The following is a 13,002-nucleotide window of genomic DNA, read 5'->3' as shown; positions in this document are numbered from 1 at the left end:
TTTCTAGTGCTCGCGATGCGGTGCCGCAGTCGAAGCCGCCACACACGCATCGCATTCCATCACGACAAAAAACGCTTGTTTACCGCAGTAATCCAGCGTCAGATCACATCAGATCACGCAGCGTGCCGCCCGGTTGCGCAGCGCACGAATCGCGCTATACGCGGTGAGCGCCGAGGTCTTCGGGTTATCGGGCAGCGGCTTGCCGCTCATTTCCAGCGACATCTCGCCGAATGCGCCGCGCGCCACGATCCGATGCACGTTGCGCTCGACCGCCGGATCGGCAATCAGGCGCACGATGGTCTGGTCGAGGCCGAGACCCGCGAGCGCGATGGTGGCCGCCACGTTCGCGTTCTTCGGATAGAGCCGCGCCGCTTCGCGTGCGCTGCCTTCGAAGATCACCTGCTCGTGCTTGAGCGTGCGCAGATCGCAGACCTGCTCCGCCGGCGTATCGAGCCAGCCGAGCGGCGGCTTGCGGCCCGTGTACAGCACCTCGTCCAGACCGCCGAGCTTCGCAGCCGAGAGCGCGTCGATCCCGCCAATCGCGCCGGACAGCAGCGTGAGCGTGGCGTGGCCTTCGTCCGCCGCGAGCGACAGGCGCTCCAGCAACTCGACGTCCGAAAGCGCACCGATCGAAGCGACCGCGCAGTCCGTGCCGCTTTGCAGCAGCGGCACCACGTGATCGACGAGCGCCGCGTGACCCGCGCATTCGAGCGCGAATTGCGGCTTCGACGAAAGGCGGCTCACCGACGACACCACTTCCACCGAACCGTCGACCTGCTTGCGCACATCGTCGGCGTGATGCTCGGGCACGATCACGTGAGAGACGTGCACGAGCGGGTCGGCGGCCACCGCGCGATAAACGGTCTGACCAATCGCGCCGAAGCCGATCATCGCGATATCGATAGGCGCGTGCTGTGCCATCGCTGCACCGTTATGCATGTTCCGGTTCCTCCTTGCGCACCGGCGGGCCCGCGAACACGGCTTCGAAGCTGCCCACGGCCTTCATGTCGACTTCTAGCAGCACCGGGCCGTCGAACGCGATGCCTTCGCCGATCACCGCGTCGGCGTTGTCGAGCGACGAGAGGCGATAGTGCTTCAGACCCAGGCTCGCGCAGAACTGCGAGAACTCCGGCTGGTGCAGATCGACAAACATGCGACGGCCGCCATACTGCGCGTCCTGAATGTTGCGGATCACGCCGTAGCACTGGTCGTTCATCAGCACGATCATCACGTTGGCCTTTTCCTGCACGGCCGTGGCGAGTTCGCCCACGTTGACCATCAGGCCGCCGTCGCCCACGAGACACACGGTCTTCGCGGCCGAGTTCGCCAGCGCCGCGCCAATCGCCATCTGCATGCCCTGGCCGATGCCGCCGCCCAGCGCGTGCACGCCCGCGCGCGGCGTGAAGATCTTCAGCAGGCGGTTGCCCCACGTGCTGTTCGAGATCGTGACGTCGCGCACCCAGTTGTAGTCACGGCCCACGTTGCGCTGGAGCGCTTCCACGAGGCGGCGATACGGGCCGAGACCCTTGGCCGACTCTTCGACCGCCGTGTCGCGCGCAGCCGCCAGATCGGCGTGGAATTGCGGATCGACCTTGAGCTTGTTTTCAAGGCGCGTAGCGAGTGCGTCGAGCACGCGCGCAGCGTCGCCATGCACGAACAGCGCGTTGCGATAGCCACGGTTGTCGGCCAGCGCATCGGCGTCGACGCGATAGAGCGGCTGCGGCAGTCCGAGCTTGTACTTGAGCGTTTCGTTGCCGCGCAGGCGCGAGCCCACCACCAGCATCGCGTCACAGGTCTTGTAGAAGCGCTCGACCGACTGGCTCACGTTGAATGCGCCCAGCGTCGCCGGATGATCTTCAGGCAGCACGCCACGGCCTTGCACGCTCGTCACCACGCCAAAGCCCAGCGCAACGAGACGCTCGACCGCCGCACGCGCGTGACGCGTGCCGCCGCCCAGCCACAGCAGCGGGCGCTTCGCCTTCGCGAGTTCGTTCGCGAGTTGCTCGACGCGCGCTTCGTCGTGCGTGAGCGTCGTGAGGTGCGGCGCGCCCAGATCGGCGGGCCAATCGGTCAGTGCGGCCTGGATGTCGATGGGGATTTCCACGCTCACCGGGCCGCTCGGGGCAGTCTGCGCAACGCGCACGGCTTCGCGGATGGTCGACAGCGCCGTTTCCACCGAGCGCACGCGGTAGGCCGCCTTCGAGATCGACGAGAGCATCGACAGCTGATCGGGCGCTTCGTGGATGTACGCGAGGTCCTGATCGAGGTATTCGGTTTCGATCTGGCCGGTGATGTGCAAGAGCGCCGTGCCTGCCGTGAGGGCTTCGACCATCGCGCCCGCAGCGTTGCCCGCCGCCGTGCCCGTGCTCGTGAACGCCACGCCGAGGCCGCCCGAAACACGCGCGAGGCCATCGGCCATGTTGAGCGCACCGGCTTCGCCGCGCGCGCCCACATAGCGGATCTTGCCGCGCACGCCGATAGCGTCGAGGATCGGCATGTTGTGGATCGAAATCACGCCAAAGGCGGTTTGGACTCCACATTGTTCGAGAAAGGCGGCGATCAGTTCGCCGACGGTGGTTTGCTTAGACATGACGTGCAACGCCTCCAGAGACATCGATGTGACTGCCCGTCGTATAGGACGACAGGGACGTGGCCAGATAAAACAGCGCCTGGGCCGCTTCTTCGGGACGGCCGAAGCGGCCGAGGGGAATGTGCTTCTTGCGTGCGAGCTCGCCGGTCCATTCCTGCCAGCTTTGGCCGGCGGCCTGGGCGGCGGCATCGTTCTCGTAGCGGCGGCGCCATTGGCCCGACTCCACGATGCCGATCAGGATCGAGTTCACGCGGATATGCTCCGGCGCGAGTTCGACGGCAAGCGACTTGATGAGGCTCAGCACGCCCGCGCGCGCCGACGAGGTCGCCACCATATGCGGCTCCGGCTGGAGCGCGAGCAGCGAGTTCACGCAGACGATCGACGCGTTGCGCGCTTGTTTTGCAGTGCTACGCAGCATCGGCAGAAAAGCGCGCGTCGGGCGGATGATGCTGAAATACTTGAGGTCGAGCTCTTCGCGCCAGGCTTCGTCGGTCGTATCGGCGAAGGTGGAGACGCGGCCCTGGCCTGCGTTGTTCACGAGCATGTCGGCGTGGCCGAAGCGCTGCTCCACCGCGCTTGCGAAAGCGGCGACATCGTTCGCGTCGAGCACGTCGCAGCGCGCGGCCAGCAGTTGCGCCTGCGGATGACGCTCGCGCAGTTCGCGCTCGGCACGTGCGAGGCGGTCGCTGTCGCGGCCGCAGATCGCAACCGATGCGCCTGCCTGCAGAAAGAGTTCGGCGGTCGCGAGGCCGATGCCGGACGAACCGCCCGTCACCACCGCTACCTGGCCGGTCAAATCGAGTTGAATCATTTGATCCCCAATGCCTTCATGTACGACGTGTTCTTAACGGGTGCACGGTTCGGTGCGCTGCCCGGCCGGTAGTTCAGGCGCTTCGACAGTTCGTCCGCCGCGTGGCGCACCTTGTCGATCAGGCCGTTGTCGAGCAGCGCAGGCTCGATGCCCGCGCGCGGAATCGTCGTGGTCACCACCGCGGCGATGCGGCCCGTGTCGTTGCGCACCGGCGCCGACACCACTGAAATCCCGCGCTCGAAGGTCGACTCGCTCACGGCGTAGCCGCGCTCGGCATCCTCGCGAATGCGCATATACAGCTCTTCGATCGTTTCCGGCGTAGACGGCGTGAAGCGTTCGAGTTGCGGCTCCGGATAGAGCGCGCGCAAGTCGTCCAGCGTGAGATCGCCCATCAAGACCTGACCGTGCGTGGTGGCGTGCGCGGGCAGTCGCGTGCCCACGTTCACCTTCACGGAACTGAAGATGGGCGCGTGGCTCTGCGCCTTGGCGACGAACACGATGTCGCGGCCATCGCGGATCACGATGTGCGAAGTCAGGCCCGTGGCGTCGCGCAGCGACTCGATCAGCGGCAGGCCCAGATCGGTCAGTTCGAGCGAGCTAAGGTATTCGAAGCCGAGGCGCAGCACGGCCACGCCCAGGCGGTAATTGCGGTCGCGGTCGGCGCGTTCGAGAAAGCCCAGCGATTCGAGCGTCTGCAGCAGACGGAACACCGTCGTGCGCGGGATGCCCAGGCGTCGCGACAGTTCGGGCGCATCGAGCACCGGCTCGCGCGGCGAGAATTCGGTCAGGATGCGCAGCCCCCGTTCCAGACCCGGCACGCGGTAGCTCGTGTCGCTGCGGTCTTCGTCGGCGCCGGGGGGCGCGCTGGCGAGGTCGGCTGTCATTGCGGAAGTTGTCCCTGATGTGTACGGCAAAAAGTGTCGATCAGCGCGTTATAGGCGTCGGGTTGCTCGATGTAGCCTGCGTGGCCCGCGCGCGGCACCAGCGTGAGGGGCACCCGCGCCACTTGCGCGAGGCTTTCGCACGCGGGCGGCGGCGTGATGGTGTCTTCCGCGCCCACGGCTACGGCCATCGGCGTTTGACCCACGCAGCGGGCTAGATCGGCGGCAAGGTCGGCGTTGGCGAGCAGATGTGTCGCCTGTGCGTAGCCGTGCGGAATCACGCGCGCCATGTTCCAGCGCACCCAGGCGCGCGCCGTATCGCTCGCACGCGGCGACAGCATGTTGGCGCTGCGTTTTTCCGCGAGTCCTTGCGGACCGAGGTCGGCGAGCATCGCCAGACGCGCATCGCGTTTGTCTGCGCGCACTTGCGGGTCTGCCGCGCCGTAGCCGCCCGCGGGCGAAATCAGCAGCAGGCCGCTCACACGTTCAGGATGGGCAGCCGCGAAAGCGCCCGCGATAATCGCGCCCAGCGAATGCCCCACCAGCACGCAGCGTGCGATGCCGAGCGCGTCGAGCCAGTCGCCCAGCACGCGTGCGTAATCGGCCGCGACGGGCGATGCATCCGCCACCGGCGTGGACGCGCCATAACCCGGCGCATCCCACGCCAGCACACGGCGCGTGCCGCCCAATACTTCGAATTGGTGCACCCACGATGCCGCGCCGGAGCCAATGCCATGCAGCAGCACGAGCGGCAGTGCCTCATTGCCGTCGCCATGCGCCGCGCTGGTGACCAGGTTGGCCGCTGCTTCGCGATAGCTCACGCACGCCTCGCCCGCTCGCACCTCGCGCGACGCAAAGTGCGCGAGCCGTGTGTCGAGCGTGGCGGCTGATGAGGCATGCATGTCGATCGCTTCGTTCATTGAAATCGGCTTCCGGCTGGCTTCGTGAGTGACTTTGCTAAGTGATGCTTACTTCTGCAGATCGCGCTTGATCTTCGCGAGCGGCGAATCCGGCGGATAAGTCGGCGTGATCGGCTTGGACGAACCCAGCATCACGCACATCAGCGCGTCTTCCTCACCGATGTTGATTTCCGTGCGATAGACGCCAGGCGGCACCGAGATCAGATCGCGCTCGCCGAGCACGGCTTCCCACGTCTCGCCGTCCTTCTCGCAGACCACCTTCATCTTGCCGCGCAGCACGAAGAAGATTTCTTCCACGTCGATATGGATATGGCTCGGGCCGATGTTGCCGGCCGGGATCACCATCGTCGAGAACGTAAAGCCGCCCGACGGCACCGTGTTGCTGTCCTTCGCCACGCCCGTGCCGCCCGTGCCCACGTAGCGCATTTGCGCGCGGCGGTACTTCGGGTCGTAGTCGGCCTGGAACTTCAGGGCGTCCCAGTCGTAGCGGCGCGTTTCATAGCGCGCCACGCGGCTGTTCATCCAGTCATCAAAGCTCGCGTCGGCGGGACGGTCCCACGACTTGCTTTCGATATCGGCATCGGCCATCGCTTTCTCCTTTCTAGCTCTCGAACCTACGATTCGAATCGGTCAATTCATCACAAAGCCGCCGTTGACCGGCAGCAACTGCCCGGTCACGAAACGCGCGGCGTCGGTCAACAGGAACAACACGGGGCCCGTCACGTCGTCGGGCACCTGGGCGCGCTGCAGCGCGCGGCCTTCGAGGTAATACGCGTGACGCGCGGCGGGCACGTAAGCCGTGGCTTCCACTTCGGTCAGGCCCGGCGCGATGGCGTTGACGGTAATGCCGTCCGCGCCGAATTCACGCGCGAGCGAATGCGTCATGGCGATCACAGCGCCCTTGCTCGCCACGTAGGCCAGCAGCTTGGGCGCACCCCATAGTGCGGTATCCGAAGCGATATTTACAATGGCGCCGCGGCCCGACTCGCGCAGCCAGCGCTGTGCGGCGGTACACATGAGCCAGGTGCCGCGCACGTTCACGTCCATCACGGCGTCCCAGGTGTCGACGCCGATCTCGCTCGCGAACTTGCCACCCGAGTTGGTGATGGCCGCGTTGTTGACGAGCGCATCCACACCGCCCATGCGCTGCGCGGCTGCTTCGACGAAAGCGGCGATGCTCTCGGGCTGCGCGAGGTCGAGCGGCAGGAACGCCGCGTCGTGACCTTCGGCCGCAAGCGAGCGCGCCAGCGCTTCGCCCGCTTCCTGCAACACGTCGCCGAACACGACACGTGCGCCGCCCTTCGCGAGCGCGCTCACGAACGCCGCGCCCAGTCCACGCGCGCCGCCCGTGACGATCACGCGACGGCCCGCAAGCGCGCCTTGCATGACGTTATGCATGGCTGTGGCTCTCGGCTTGCGCGGGGGCTTGCTGCGCACGGAACGCTTCGAGGTCCGCAACGTGTTGCTGCGCGCGTTGGCGCAGCATGCGGCGCACGCGCGTCATGCCCACGTCGTGCTGATAGAGGAATTCATGTTCGCGCGCGTTCGGCGCCATGCTTTCGAGGACGTAACGGTCCTGCTCCAGCACCGCCCAATGCAGACCTTCGAGGCGGTTGCGGTAGAGGAAGCGCCATGCGTCGCGCTGCCAGCCCTGCACCTTGCGCGTGCGCCAGAAATAGACCTGGCAGTTGTCTTCATCGACGGGCACGGCGAAGCCGATGATGCCGAAGTTGCCGCCCGGACCGAACTTCTTCTTGTACGGAATCTCCAGACGCATCCACAGGCAGCCGGTTTCGCCCAGTTCGACCCAGTCGAAGTTGACATCGCGCTGGCCGACCTTTTCGAACACCAGACCGCTTTCGGTCTTGCGCACGCGCATGTCGGCCTGCTTGTCGCCTTCGGCCATCGAGTGCGAAGTCGCATGCAGGTAGGCGCCGTGCATCGGGTCCATCACGTTGTCGATCGCGTACTGGTAATTGCACTTCCAGTGCGACATGCACAGGAAGCTCGCGTATTCCTCGCCCACCAGTTCTTCAGGCAGTTGCAGCGGCGCGGGTTCCTTGTGCGCTTCGTCGCCGAACCACAGGAAGATCGCGCCGGCATGTTCCTGCGCCGGATACGACTTCACGCACTTCTGGCCTTCGAGCGGGCAGGCGGAAACAGCCGGCACGCGCTGCACGGTGCCGCCACCGTCGACTTCGACGCCGTGATACCAGCAGGCCACGCGATTGCCGAGATTCCAGCCGAGCGACAGACGCGCGCCACGGTGCGGGCAGCGGTCTTCGAGCGCGTGGACCTGGCCGTCCTGATCGCGCCACAGCACGATCTGTTCGCCCAGACGCGTGATGCCGATGGGCGCGTTGGCCACTTGCCAGCTCGGTGCAACGGGATACCAGTAGTTCTTGATGCCGCGATCGAGATACGCGCGGATCGGATCGACGCCGTTTGCTACGGCTTCGGATGTGGGGGAGGTCATGTGGGGGGCTCCGTGTTCTGTGTGTCCGGGCGCGGGCTTAGTCGGCCAGCAGGCGGAATTCGGCGGCGAGGCGCTCGGCGTTCCAGAGCGCGCCTTCCGGCGTGCGGAAGCCCACGCGGTTCAGGCCCGCCACCACGTCGTCGAGTTCGACGGCGCCCGCTTCGAACACCTGTTCCAGCGCATCGCCGAAATCGTTCTCGTATTGCGTGGGTTCGGCCTTGCGGTTCTGCCACACCATGTTTTCCGTCTGGCCCGGCTGCTCGATCACACCCTTGCCAGCGACGTTGTTCGGCTGCGGCGCGAGCCACGGCTTGAGCGACGGATTGAAGTTCACGGGGATTTCTCGCATGTCATTCCACCTTGATCTGGATTTCTTCGCCGGCGAGGCGCACGGCGTATTGCTTGAGCGCACGGCCGCCGGGGCCCTTGATGCACTGGCCGGTCTTGATATCGAACACCGCCTCGTGCAGCGGGCACTCGACCGTGCCTTCGTCGACGAACCCTTGGGTCAGCAGCGCATACGCGTGCGGGCACACGTTTTCGAGCGCGTAGACCTCGTCGCCCACCTTGTAGATGCCGATCTCCGTGCCATCGAGCTTGAACTCGATCGGTGCGTCATCGGACAGATCGCCGGCATGCCCGGCGCAGCGCCATTCTTCAGCCATTTCTCACCTTTCCCGATCAACCGTGTTCCACATACGGAACATTAGTTTATGTATGGTCATTATAGGAGTCGTTTCATGCGGACAAAATAAAAATTCCGCGCTCCTGGGGAAAACACCGAGCCATCCTGGAAAGGTGCCTGAACGGGGTGGCCAGGGGTCCGGCAAGAGATGCCGAAACGCTTGCCCCGCAAGTACTTACGCGCGTGAGTAGCGCCTTCGAGAAAACCCGCACCTGGGGCAACTACCGTCCCAGAAAAGTATTTTGGCGTCCCACAGGAATCACTATACTTTCCACAGGTAGCACAGCTATCCATAGGTGAAACAACGAGTTACATGGCGAGCGCGCCATCAGAAGCGCGCCGCGCCGAGAGTAGTGCCGAGGGGTTAGTTGAGCCGGATTCGCATCCGCTCATTCGTCATACGATCAGGAGTCCAAAGTTGAAACACTTCATTGCCGCGGGATTGACGGGGATCTGCGCCGTCTCGTCTGCATGGGCGCAAAGCAGCGTCACGCTATACGGCAGCCTGGATGCAGGCGTGGCCTACGTCAGCAACGTAGGCGGCCACTCGAAGTGGATGGAAGAACAGGGCAACATGCAGCCCGATCGCTGGGGCCTGCGCGGCCGCGAAGATCTGGGCGGTGGCCTCGCGGCGATCTTCCAGCTCGAAAACGGCTTCTACACCAACACCGGTGCGATGGCGAAGGCCAATACGCTGTTCAATCGCCAGGCGTTCGTGGGTCTGAGTTCGGACCACCTGGGCACGCTCACGCTGGGCCATCAAACGCCCTTCTCGTTCGATGTGCTCGATCCGTTCAGCACGGCCTATCTGGCGGCGAGCTGGTATGCGTTCCATCCGGGCAATATCGACGAACTCGCGGATACGGGCGTGGTGCCCTACGACAACTCGGTGAAGTATCGTTCTACTGAGTTTTATGGCTTCACCGCAGGCGCGATGTTCGGCTTCGGCAACACCACGAACTTCTCGAACGGCCGCACGATGAGCTTTGCGCTCACCTATGCGAACGGCCCGTTCAAGGCCGGTGCGACGTGGTCGAACGAGCACAATCGCACGGTGTCGATGTCGACCACGGGTCTCACGACCTTCCAGGGTCAGTCGGCCGCGAGCTATGTCGCCGACAAGGTGGAGAACATGGGGATCGGCGCGTCCTATGCCTTCGGCAAGGTGCTGGTGCACGGGCTGTACACACGCACGAAGCTCCAGTCGAACGGCTATTCGGATACCTACCAAAGCTACGACGCGGGCGCGAACTACCAGGTCACGACGGCCAACAGCATCGTGGGCGGCGCGGCCACCACGACGTTATCGGGCCGCCGCTGGACCCAGGTGATGATCGGCGATGTGTATGCGCTCTCGAAGAGCACCCAGGTCTATGTGAACGCGCTCTACGAGCACGCCAATTCAGACGCCCAGGCAGCGTTCTTCACGGCGGGCGTGTCGAGCGGGCGCAATCAGACCATCGTGCTCACCGGCATCCACCACTCGTTCTGACGCGTAATATCAGGCGCCGTGCAGCATGCGCTTGTGCGTGGACTGCACGGCCCGCGCCGCCTGGGCTGCGGTCGGGTCGCCCGGCAAGGGCCGATAGTTCAGGCATGCCGAGAGTTCCATCGCCGACGCGCAGACGGCGCTCACGAGCGGCACGCGGTCGGTGTCGCCGATATCCGAGCGCGGCACCGTCACGGTGAGCGCCGCGACGATACGGTTCGACTGATCGCGCACCGGCGCGCTCACCACCGAAATGCCGGTTTCGAACGAGGCTTCGCTCAGCGCGTAGCCTTGTTCCGCAAACTCGCGCACGCGCGCGTAGAGATCGGCGACGGTCGCGGGCGTGCGCTCGGTGTAGCGTTCCAGTTGCTTCTCGGGATAGAGCGCGCGCAGTTCGACGAGCGTGAGGTCGCCCATCAGCACCTGGCCGTGCACCGTGGCGTGCGCAGGCAGGCGCGTGCCCACATGAACCTTCACGGAACTGAACATCGGCTCGCGCGTTTGCGCCTTGGCGACGAACACCACGTCGCGTTGATCGCGGATCAGCAGATGGGTGCTCAGTCCGGTCGCATCGCGCAGGCGCTCCAGCACCGGCGTGCCGAAGTCGGTCAACTCCAGCGAGCTGAGGTATTCGAAGCCCAGACGCAGCACCGCCACGCTCAGGCGATACTGGCGATCGCCATTGGCGCGTTCGATGAAGCCGAGCGCTTCGAGCGTCTGCAACAGGCGGAAGGTCGTGGTGCGCGGAATGCCGATGCGCCGCGACAGTTCGGGCGCGCCCAGCACGGGTTCGCGCGCCGAGAATTCCGCGAGGATGCGCAGGCCGCGCTCGAGGCCCGGCACGAGATAGGTGGAAGCGCCGCTTTCGTCGTCGGCCTGGAGGCCGGTTTCTGAAGTTTCGGCGGCTTCGACGTCGAGGTCGGCGCTCGCCGCGTGTGTCTCCTCGGCAGGCAGCGCGGCGCGCTTGCCCGACGCCGCATTGCGGCGGGCGGCGCCAGTCGGTGTTTTGGTGGCCATGGTCGGCTCGAATCTGCTTGAATCTGGTGGACCGTTCGGTAATGGGGGCAATGATAGCGCGAAGCGCTGCCCCCTCCTATGGCGCCAAATTCCGGCGATGCCGCGCGGGTTGTCGATGCGCTGTTTGCCTGCGGCGGCTAGGCGCGCTGGAAGTCCACGCTTTGCAAGTCGATCGTCACGAGCAACGGCTCCTCGATCCTGCGACGTTCGGCATCGAAGGCATACACGCGGCGCGACATCGGCACCATGATGCCGCTCATGTTGCGATAATCCGATGCATAGTTCGCACCCGGCGCCCCGCCCATCACCTCGACGTTGTAATCGTGGCGGCGCAGCAGGCCGTCCGCGCCGAAATAGAAGATCTGCTCGCGCCCGTGGGTCGCAATCGCGGCCGGGAACGTGACCTTCAGACGTCGCCAGGTCTCGCCGTTTTCGCTCCATTGCGGCAGTTCTTCCGCGTGGAAGCCCGGATACGTCAACAGAAACGGCGTCGTCAGATAAGTCCAGAGTGCATAGCTGGAGAAGTACAGCGTATGCAGACGATCCCAGCGCGTTTCGTGGACATGACCTTCGAACGACGCGCGCGGCGCGCGACGCTCTTCGGCCTCACCATCGGTCGCTACGATGCGCACGAGATCCGGCTCGAACGTGCCGCGCCAGCCGTCCTTGAGCGAGACGGTATCCACTCGCTGCCGCCGCAGATCCGCCGTCACCTCGATGCCTTCGAGCAGACCCTCCTGCCCCTTGTGCGGCCAGATTGCCCCGCCCACATCCAGACCCACCGTGACGCTGCGAAAGCGCGACCAGCTATCCATCCCGCCGTGCGCTTTCACGGCTTGTTCGAGCAACGTGCTCATTGCGTACTCCCTTCCTCAACCGGTAATGCAAATACCTGAGTCATTGCCTCATTCGCCCGCGAAGCGATCGCCGAACATCGGATAGCCGCCCGCCGATTCGGCGCGCGTCGCCTCTTCCTGCAACACGTCCCAGTGTTCGACGAGCTTGCCGTTCTCGATGCGCAGAATGTCGATGGCGATCAGCGCAGCGGGGCTTGCCGAACTCGTATAACGGCTGTGCAACCAGACAAAATCGTCCTTGGCGATGATCCGGCTGTATTCGAAACGCACGTCGCCCATTGCGCGCACGAGTCCGAACAAGCCTTCGCGGCCCGCGGGCACATGGCGGCTGTGCTGCACATAATCATCGGACCAGAACTGCGCGGCTTTGTCGTAGTCCTTCCGGTTGAACAGCGTGTCGAGCGCTTCCAGCACGAGCGCCGTGTTCTGCGCTTCGATCGATTGGGTCATATCTTTCACTCCTTCATTGCGCGATGCGCGGTCGTTATTCGACCGGAATCGGGTTATCGACGATGTACTGATTGAACTGCTCCACGAACGCATGCTCGTTCGGCCCGGCGTTGTCGCGCATGGGCTTCGCGGCTTCGACCACGACTTCGGTGGTGGCCGTTTCCAGGCGCTCCAGCGTCTCCGCGATAAAGGCGTCGAGTTGCATCGCGCGCGGGTCGCCGCTCTTGCGCACGAGGTCGGTGTCCACCCACGGCGGTGCGATTTCGAGCACGCGTACGCTGGTGTTACGCAGCACGAAGCGTTGCGAGAGCGTGTACGAGTGGATCGCCGCCTTGGTGGCCGAGTAAAGCGCCGTGGCCGCGAGCGGCACGTAGGCGAGCACGGAACTGTTGTTGATGATCCACGATTCGGGCTGGCGCTTCAGATGCTCGACGAAGGCCGCGCTCACGCGCACCGGGCCGAGCAGATTCGTGTCGACGAGACGCACCGCGGCCGCGTCGTCCAGTGCGCCGCCTGCATCGTCGAACGGCATGATGCCCGCGTTGTTGATCACCACGTTCAGCGACGGATAGCACGCGATCAGTTGCTGCGCCACTTCGCGAATCTGCGCCGCGTTGCCGATATCGAGTTCGACGGTGTCGATCGCCGGGTTCTGTTTTGAAATTTCGTCGAGCAGCGCCTGACGTCGCCCCGCGACGATGACCTTGTTGCCGCGTGCGCTAAGCGCTTCTGCCAATGCGCGGCCGATGCCCGACGTGCCGCCCGTAATGAAGATCGTGTTTCCAGTGAGTTTCATGATTCGATATCCTGATTAAATTGAATGATT

15 protein-coding genes are annotated in these 13,002 nt (G+C 64.7%); 1 reads left to right on the top strand and 14 read right to left on the bottom strand.

The window, feature by feature from the left end; all coding sequences use genetic code 11:
* Positions 1-108 precede the first annotated feature (108 nt).
* The 10 genes from U5782_RS19865 to U5782_RS19820 are packed head-to-tail and all read right to left on the bottom strand — an operon-like array spanning position 109 to position 8,343.
* Positions 109-939 carry an aspartate dehydrogenase gene (locus U5782_RS19865; protein ID WP_322045584.1) on the bottom strand — a complete coding sequence of 277 codons (831 nt, stop codon included), beginning with the start codon at positions 937-939 and terminating at the stop codon, positions 109-111.
* Entirely contained in the window at positions 932-2,590 is a 1,659-nt protein-coding gene (locus tag U5782_RS19860) for a thiamine pyrophosphate-binding protein (RefSeq protein ID WP_322045583.1), read from the bottom strand. The genes U5782_RS19865 and U5782_RS19860 overlap by 8 nt, the downstream gene beginning before the upstream one ends.
* A complete protein-coding gene (locus U5782_RS19855) occupies positions 2,583-3,401 on the bottom strand; it encodes an SDR family oxidoreductase (RefSeq protein WP_322045582.1) in 819 nt (272 codons plus the stop codon). Before U5782_RS19855 ends, U5782_RS19860 begins: the two co-directional genes overlap by 8 nt.
* The gene (locus U5782_RS19850; RefSeq protein WP_322045581.1) at positions 3,398-4,285 is read right to left on the bottom strand and encodes an IclR family transcriptional regulator; all 888 of its coding nucleotides are present in this window, start codon (positions 4,283-4,285) and stop codon (positions 3,398-3,400) included. The genes U5782_RS19855 and U5782_RS19850 overlap by 4 nt, the downstream gene beginning before the upstream one ends.
* Positions 4,282-5,202, bottom strand: a complete 921-nt coding sequence (locus U5782_RS19845; protein ID WP_322045580.1) for an alpha/beta fold hydrolase — start codon at positions 5,200-5,202, stop codon at positions 4,282-4,284. Before U5782_RS19845 ends, U5782_RS19850 begins: the two co-directional genes overlap by 4 nt.
* Positions 5,203-5,250: 48 nt before the next feature.
* The gene (locus U5782_RS19840; protein WP_322045579.1) at positions 5,251-5,790 is read right to left on the bottom strand and encodes a cupin domain-containing protein; all 540 of its coding nucleotides are present in this window, start codon (positions 5,788-5,790) and stop codon (positions 5,251-5,253) included.
* A gap of 42 nt (positions 5,791-5,832) precedes the next feature.
* A complete protein-coding gene (locus tag U5782_RS19835; protein WP_322045578.1) occupies positions 5,833-6,600 on the bottom strand; it encodes an SDR family oxidoreductase in 768 nt (255 codons plus the stop codon).
* Positions 6,593-7,678: an aromatic ring-hydroxylating dioxygenase subunit alpha gene (locus tag U5782_RS19830; protein WP_322045577.1), complete on the bottom strand. Its 1,086-nt coding sequence runs from the start codon at positions 7,676-7,678 to the stop codon at positions 6,593-6,595. The genes U5782_RS19835 and U5782_RS19830 overlap by 8 nt, the downstream gene beginning before the upstream one ends.
* Before the next feature lie 37 nt (positions 7,679-7,715).
* On the bottom strand, positions 7,716-8,027 hold the full coding sequence (locus U5782_RS19825; protein WP_322045576.1) for a recombinase-like helix-turn-helix domain-containing protein: 312 nt from the start codon (positions 8,025-8,027) through the stop codon (positions 7,716-7,718).
* Between the two features lies 1 nt (position 8,028).
* Positions 8,029-8,343: a non-heme iron oxygenase ferredoxin subunit gene (locus U5782_RS19820; protein WP_103704358.1), complete on the bottom strand. Its 315-nt coding sequence runs from the start codon at positions 8,341-8,343 to the stop codon at positions 8,029-8,031.
* Positions 8,344-8,781: 438 nt separating this feature from the next.
* On the opposite strand from U5782_RS19820, the gene U5782_RS19815 reads away from it, so the two are divergent.
* Complete coding sequence (locus U5782_RS19815; protein ID WP_322045575.1) at positions 8,782-9,855, top strand: porin; 1,074 nt, start codon at positions 8,782-8,784, stop codon at positions 9,853-9,855.
* 9 nt (positions 9,856-9,864) lie between these two features.
* Here U5782_RS19815 and U5782_RS19810 read toward each other — a convergent pair whose 3' ends face one another.
* The 4 genes from U5782_RS19810 to U5782_RS19795 form a co-directional block, all read right to left on the bottom strand.
* Positions 9,865-10,869, bottom strand: a complete 1,005-nt coding sequence (locus tag U5782_RS19810) for an IclR family transcriptional regulator (protein WP_322045574.1) — start codon at positions 10,867-10,869, stop codon at positions 9,865-9,867.
* 137 nt (positions 10,870-11,006) lie between these two features.
* Entirely contained in the window at positions 11,007-11,726 is a 720-nt protein-coding gene (locus tag U5782_RS19805; RefSeq protein WP_322045573.1) for a hypothetical protein, read from the bottom strand.
* 48 nt (positions 11,727-11,774) lie between these two features.
* A complete protein-coding gene (locus U5782_RS19800; protein ID WP_322045572.1) occupies positions 11,775-12,176 on the bottom strand; it encodes an ester cyclase in 402 nt (133 codons plus the stop codon).
* Positions 12,177-12,210: 34 nt separating this feature from the next.
* Positions 12,211-12,972, bottom strand: a complete 762-nt coding sequence (locus U5782_RS19795; protein ID WP_322045571.1) for an SDR family oxidoreductase — start codon at positions 12,970-12,972, stop codon at positions 12,211-12,213.
* Positions 12,973-13,002: the final 30 nt, after the last annotated feature.

This window comes from Paraburkholderia sp. J67 (genome assembly GCF_905220265.1).
Taxonomy (GTDB): domain Bacteria; phylum Pseudomonadota; class Gammaproteobacteria; order Burkholderiales; family Burkholderiaceae; genus Paraburkholderia.
Note: the sequence above shows the minus strand (reverse complement) of the source record. Positions and strands in the feature narration are given on the sequence as shown.

What these genes read in the sequence shown, in the direction of transcription:
- U5782_RS19865 (WP_322045584.1), bottom strand. Translation starts at nt 939, where the DNA reads ATGCATAACGGTGCAGCGATGGCACAGCACGCGCCTATCGATATCGCG.
- U5782_RS19860 (WP_322045583.1), bottom strand. Translation starts at nt 2,590, where the DNA reads ATGTCTAAGCAAACCACCGTCGGCGAACTGATCGCCGCCTTTCTCGAA.
- U5782_RS19855 (WP_322045582.1), bottom strand. Translation starts at nt 3,401, where the DNA reads ATGATTCAACTCGATTTGACCGGCCAGGTAGCGGTGGTGACGGGCGGT.
- U5782_RS19850 (WP_322045581.1), bottom strand. Translation starts at nt 4,285, where the DNA reads ATGACAGCCGACCTCGCCAGCGCGCCCCCCGGCGCCGACGAAGACCGC.
- U5782_RS19845 (WP_322045580.1), bottom strand. Translation starts at nt 5,202, where the DNA reads ATGAACGAAGCGATCGACATGCATGCCTCATCAGCCGCCACGCTCGAC.
- U5782_RS19840 (WP_322045579.1), bottom strand. Translation starts at nt 5,790, where the DNA reads ATGGCCGATGCCGATATCGAAAGCAAGTCGTGGGACCGTCCCGCCGAC.
- U5782_RS19835 (WP_322045578.1), bottom strand. Translation starts at nt 6,600, where the DNA reads ATGCATAACGTCATGCAAGGCGCGCTTGCGGGCCGTCGCGTGATCGTC.
- U5782_RS19830 (WP_322045577.1), bottom strand. Translation starts at nt 7,678, where the DNA reads ATGACCTCCCCCACATCCGAAGCCGTAGCAAACGGCGTCGATCCGATC.
- U5782_RS19825 (WP_322045576.1), bottom strand. Translation starts at nt 8,027, where the DNA reads ATGCGAGAAATCCCCGTGAACTTCAATCCGTCGCTCAAGCCGTGGCTC.
- U5782_RS19820 (WP_103704358.1), bottom strand. Translation starts at nt 8,343, where the DNA reads ATGGCTGAAGAATGGCGCTGCGCCGGGCATGCCGGCGATCTGTCCGAT.
- U5782_RS19810 (WP_322045574.1), bottom strand. Translation starts at nt 10,869, where the DNA reads ATGGCCACCAAAACACCGACTGGCGCCGCCCGCCGCAATGCGGCGTCG.
- U5782_RS19805 (WP_322045573.1), bottom strand. Translation starts at nt 11,726, where the DNA reads ATGAGCACGTTGCTCGAACAAGCCGTGAAAGCGCACGGCGGGATGGAT.
- U5782_RS19800 (WP_322045572.1), bottom strand. Translation starts at nt 12,176, where the DNA reads ATGACCCAATCGATCGAAGCGCAGAACACGGCGCTCGTGCTGGAAGCG.
- U5782_RS19795 (WP_322045571.1), bottom strand. Translation starts at nt 12,972, where the DNA reads ATGAAACTCACTGGAAACACGATCTTCATTACGGGCGGCACGTCGGGC.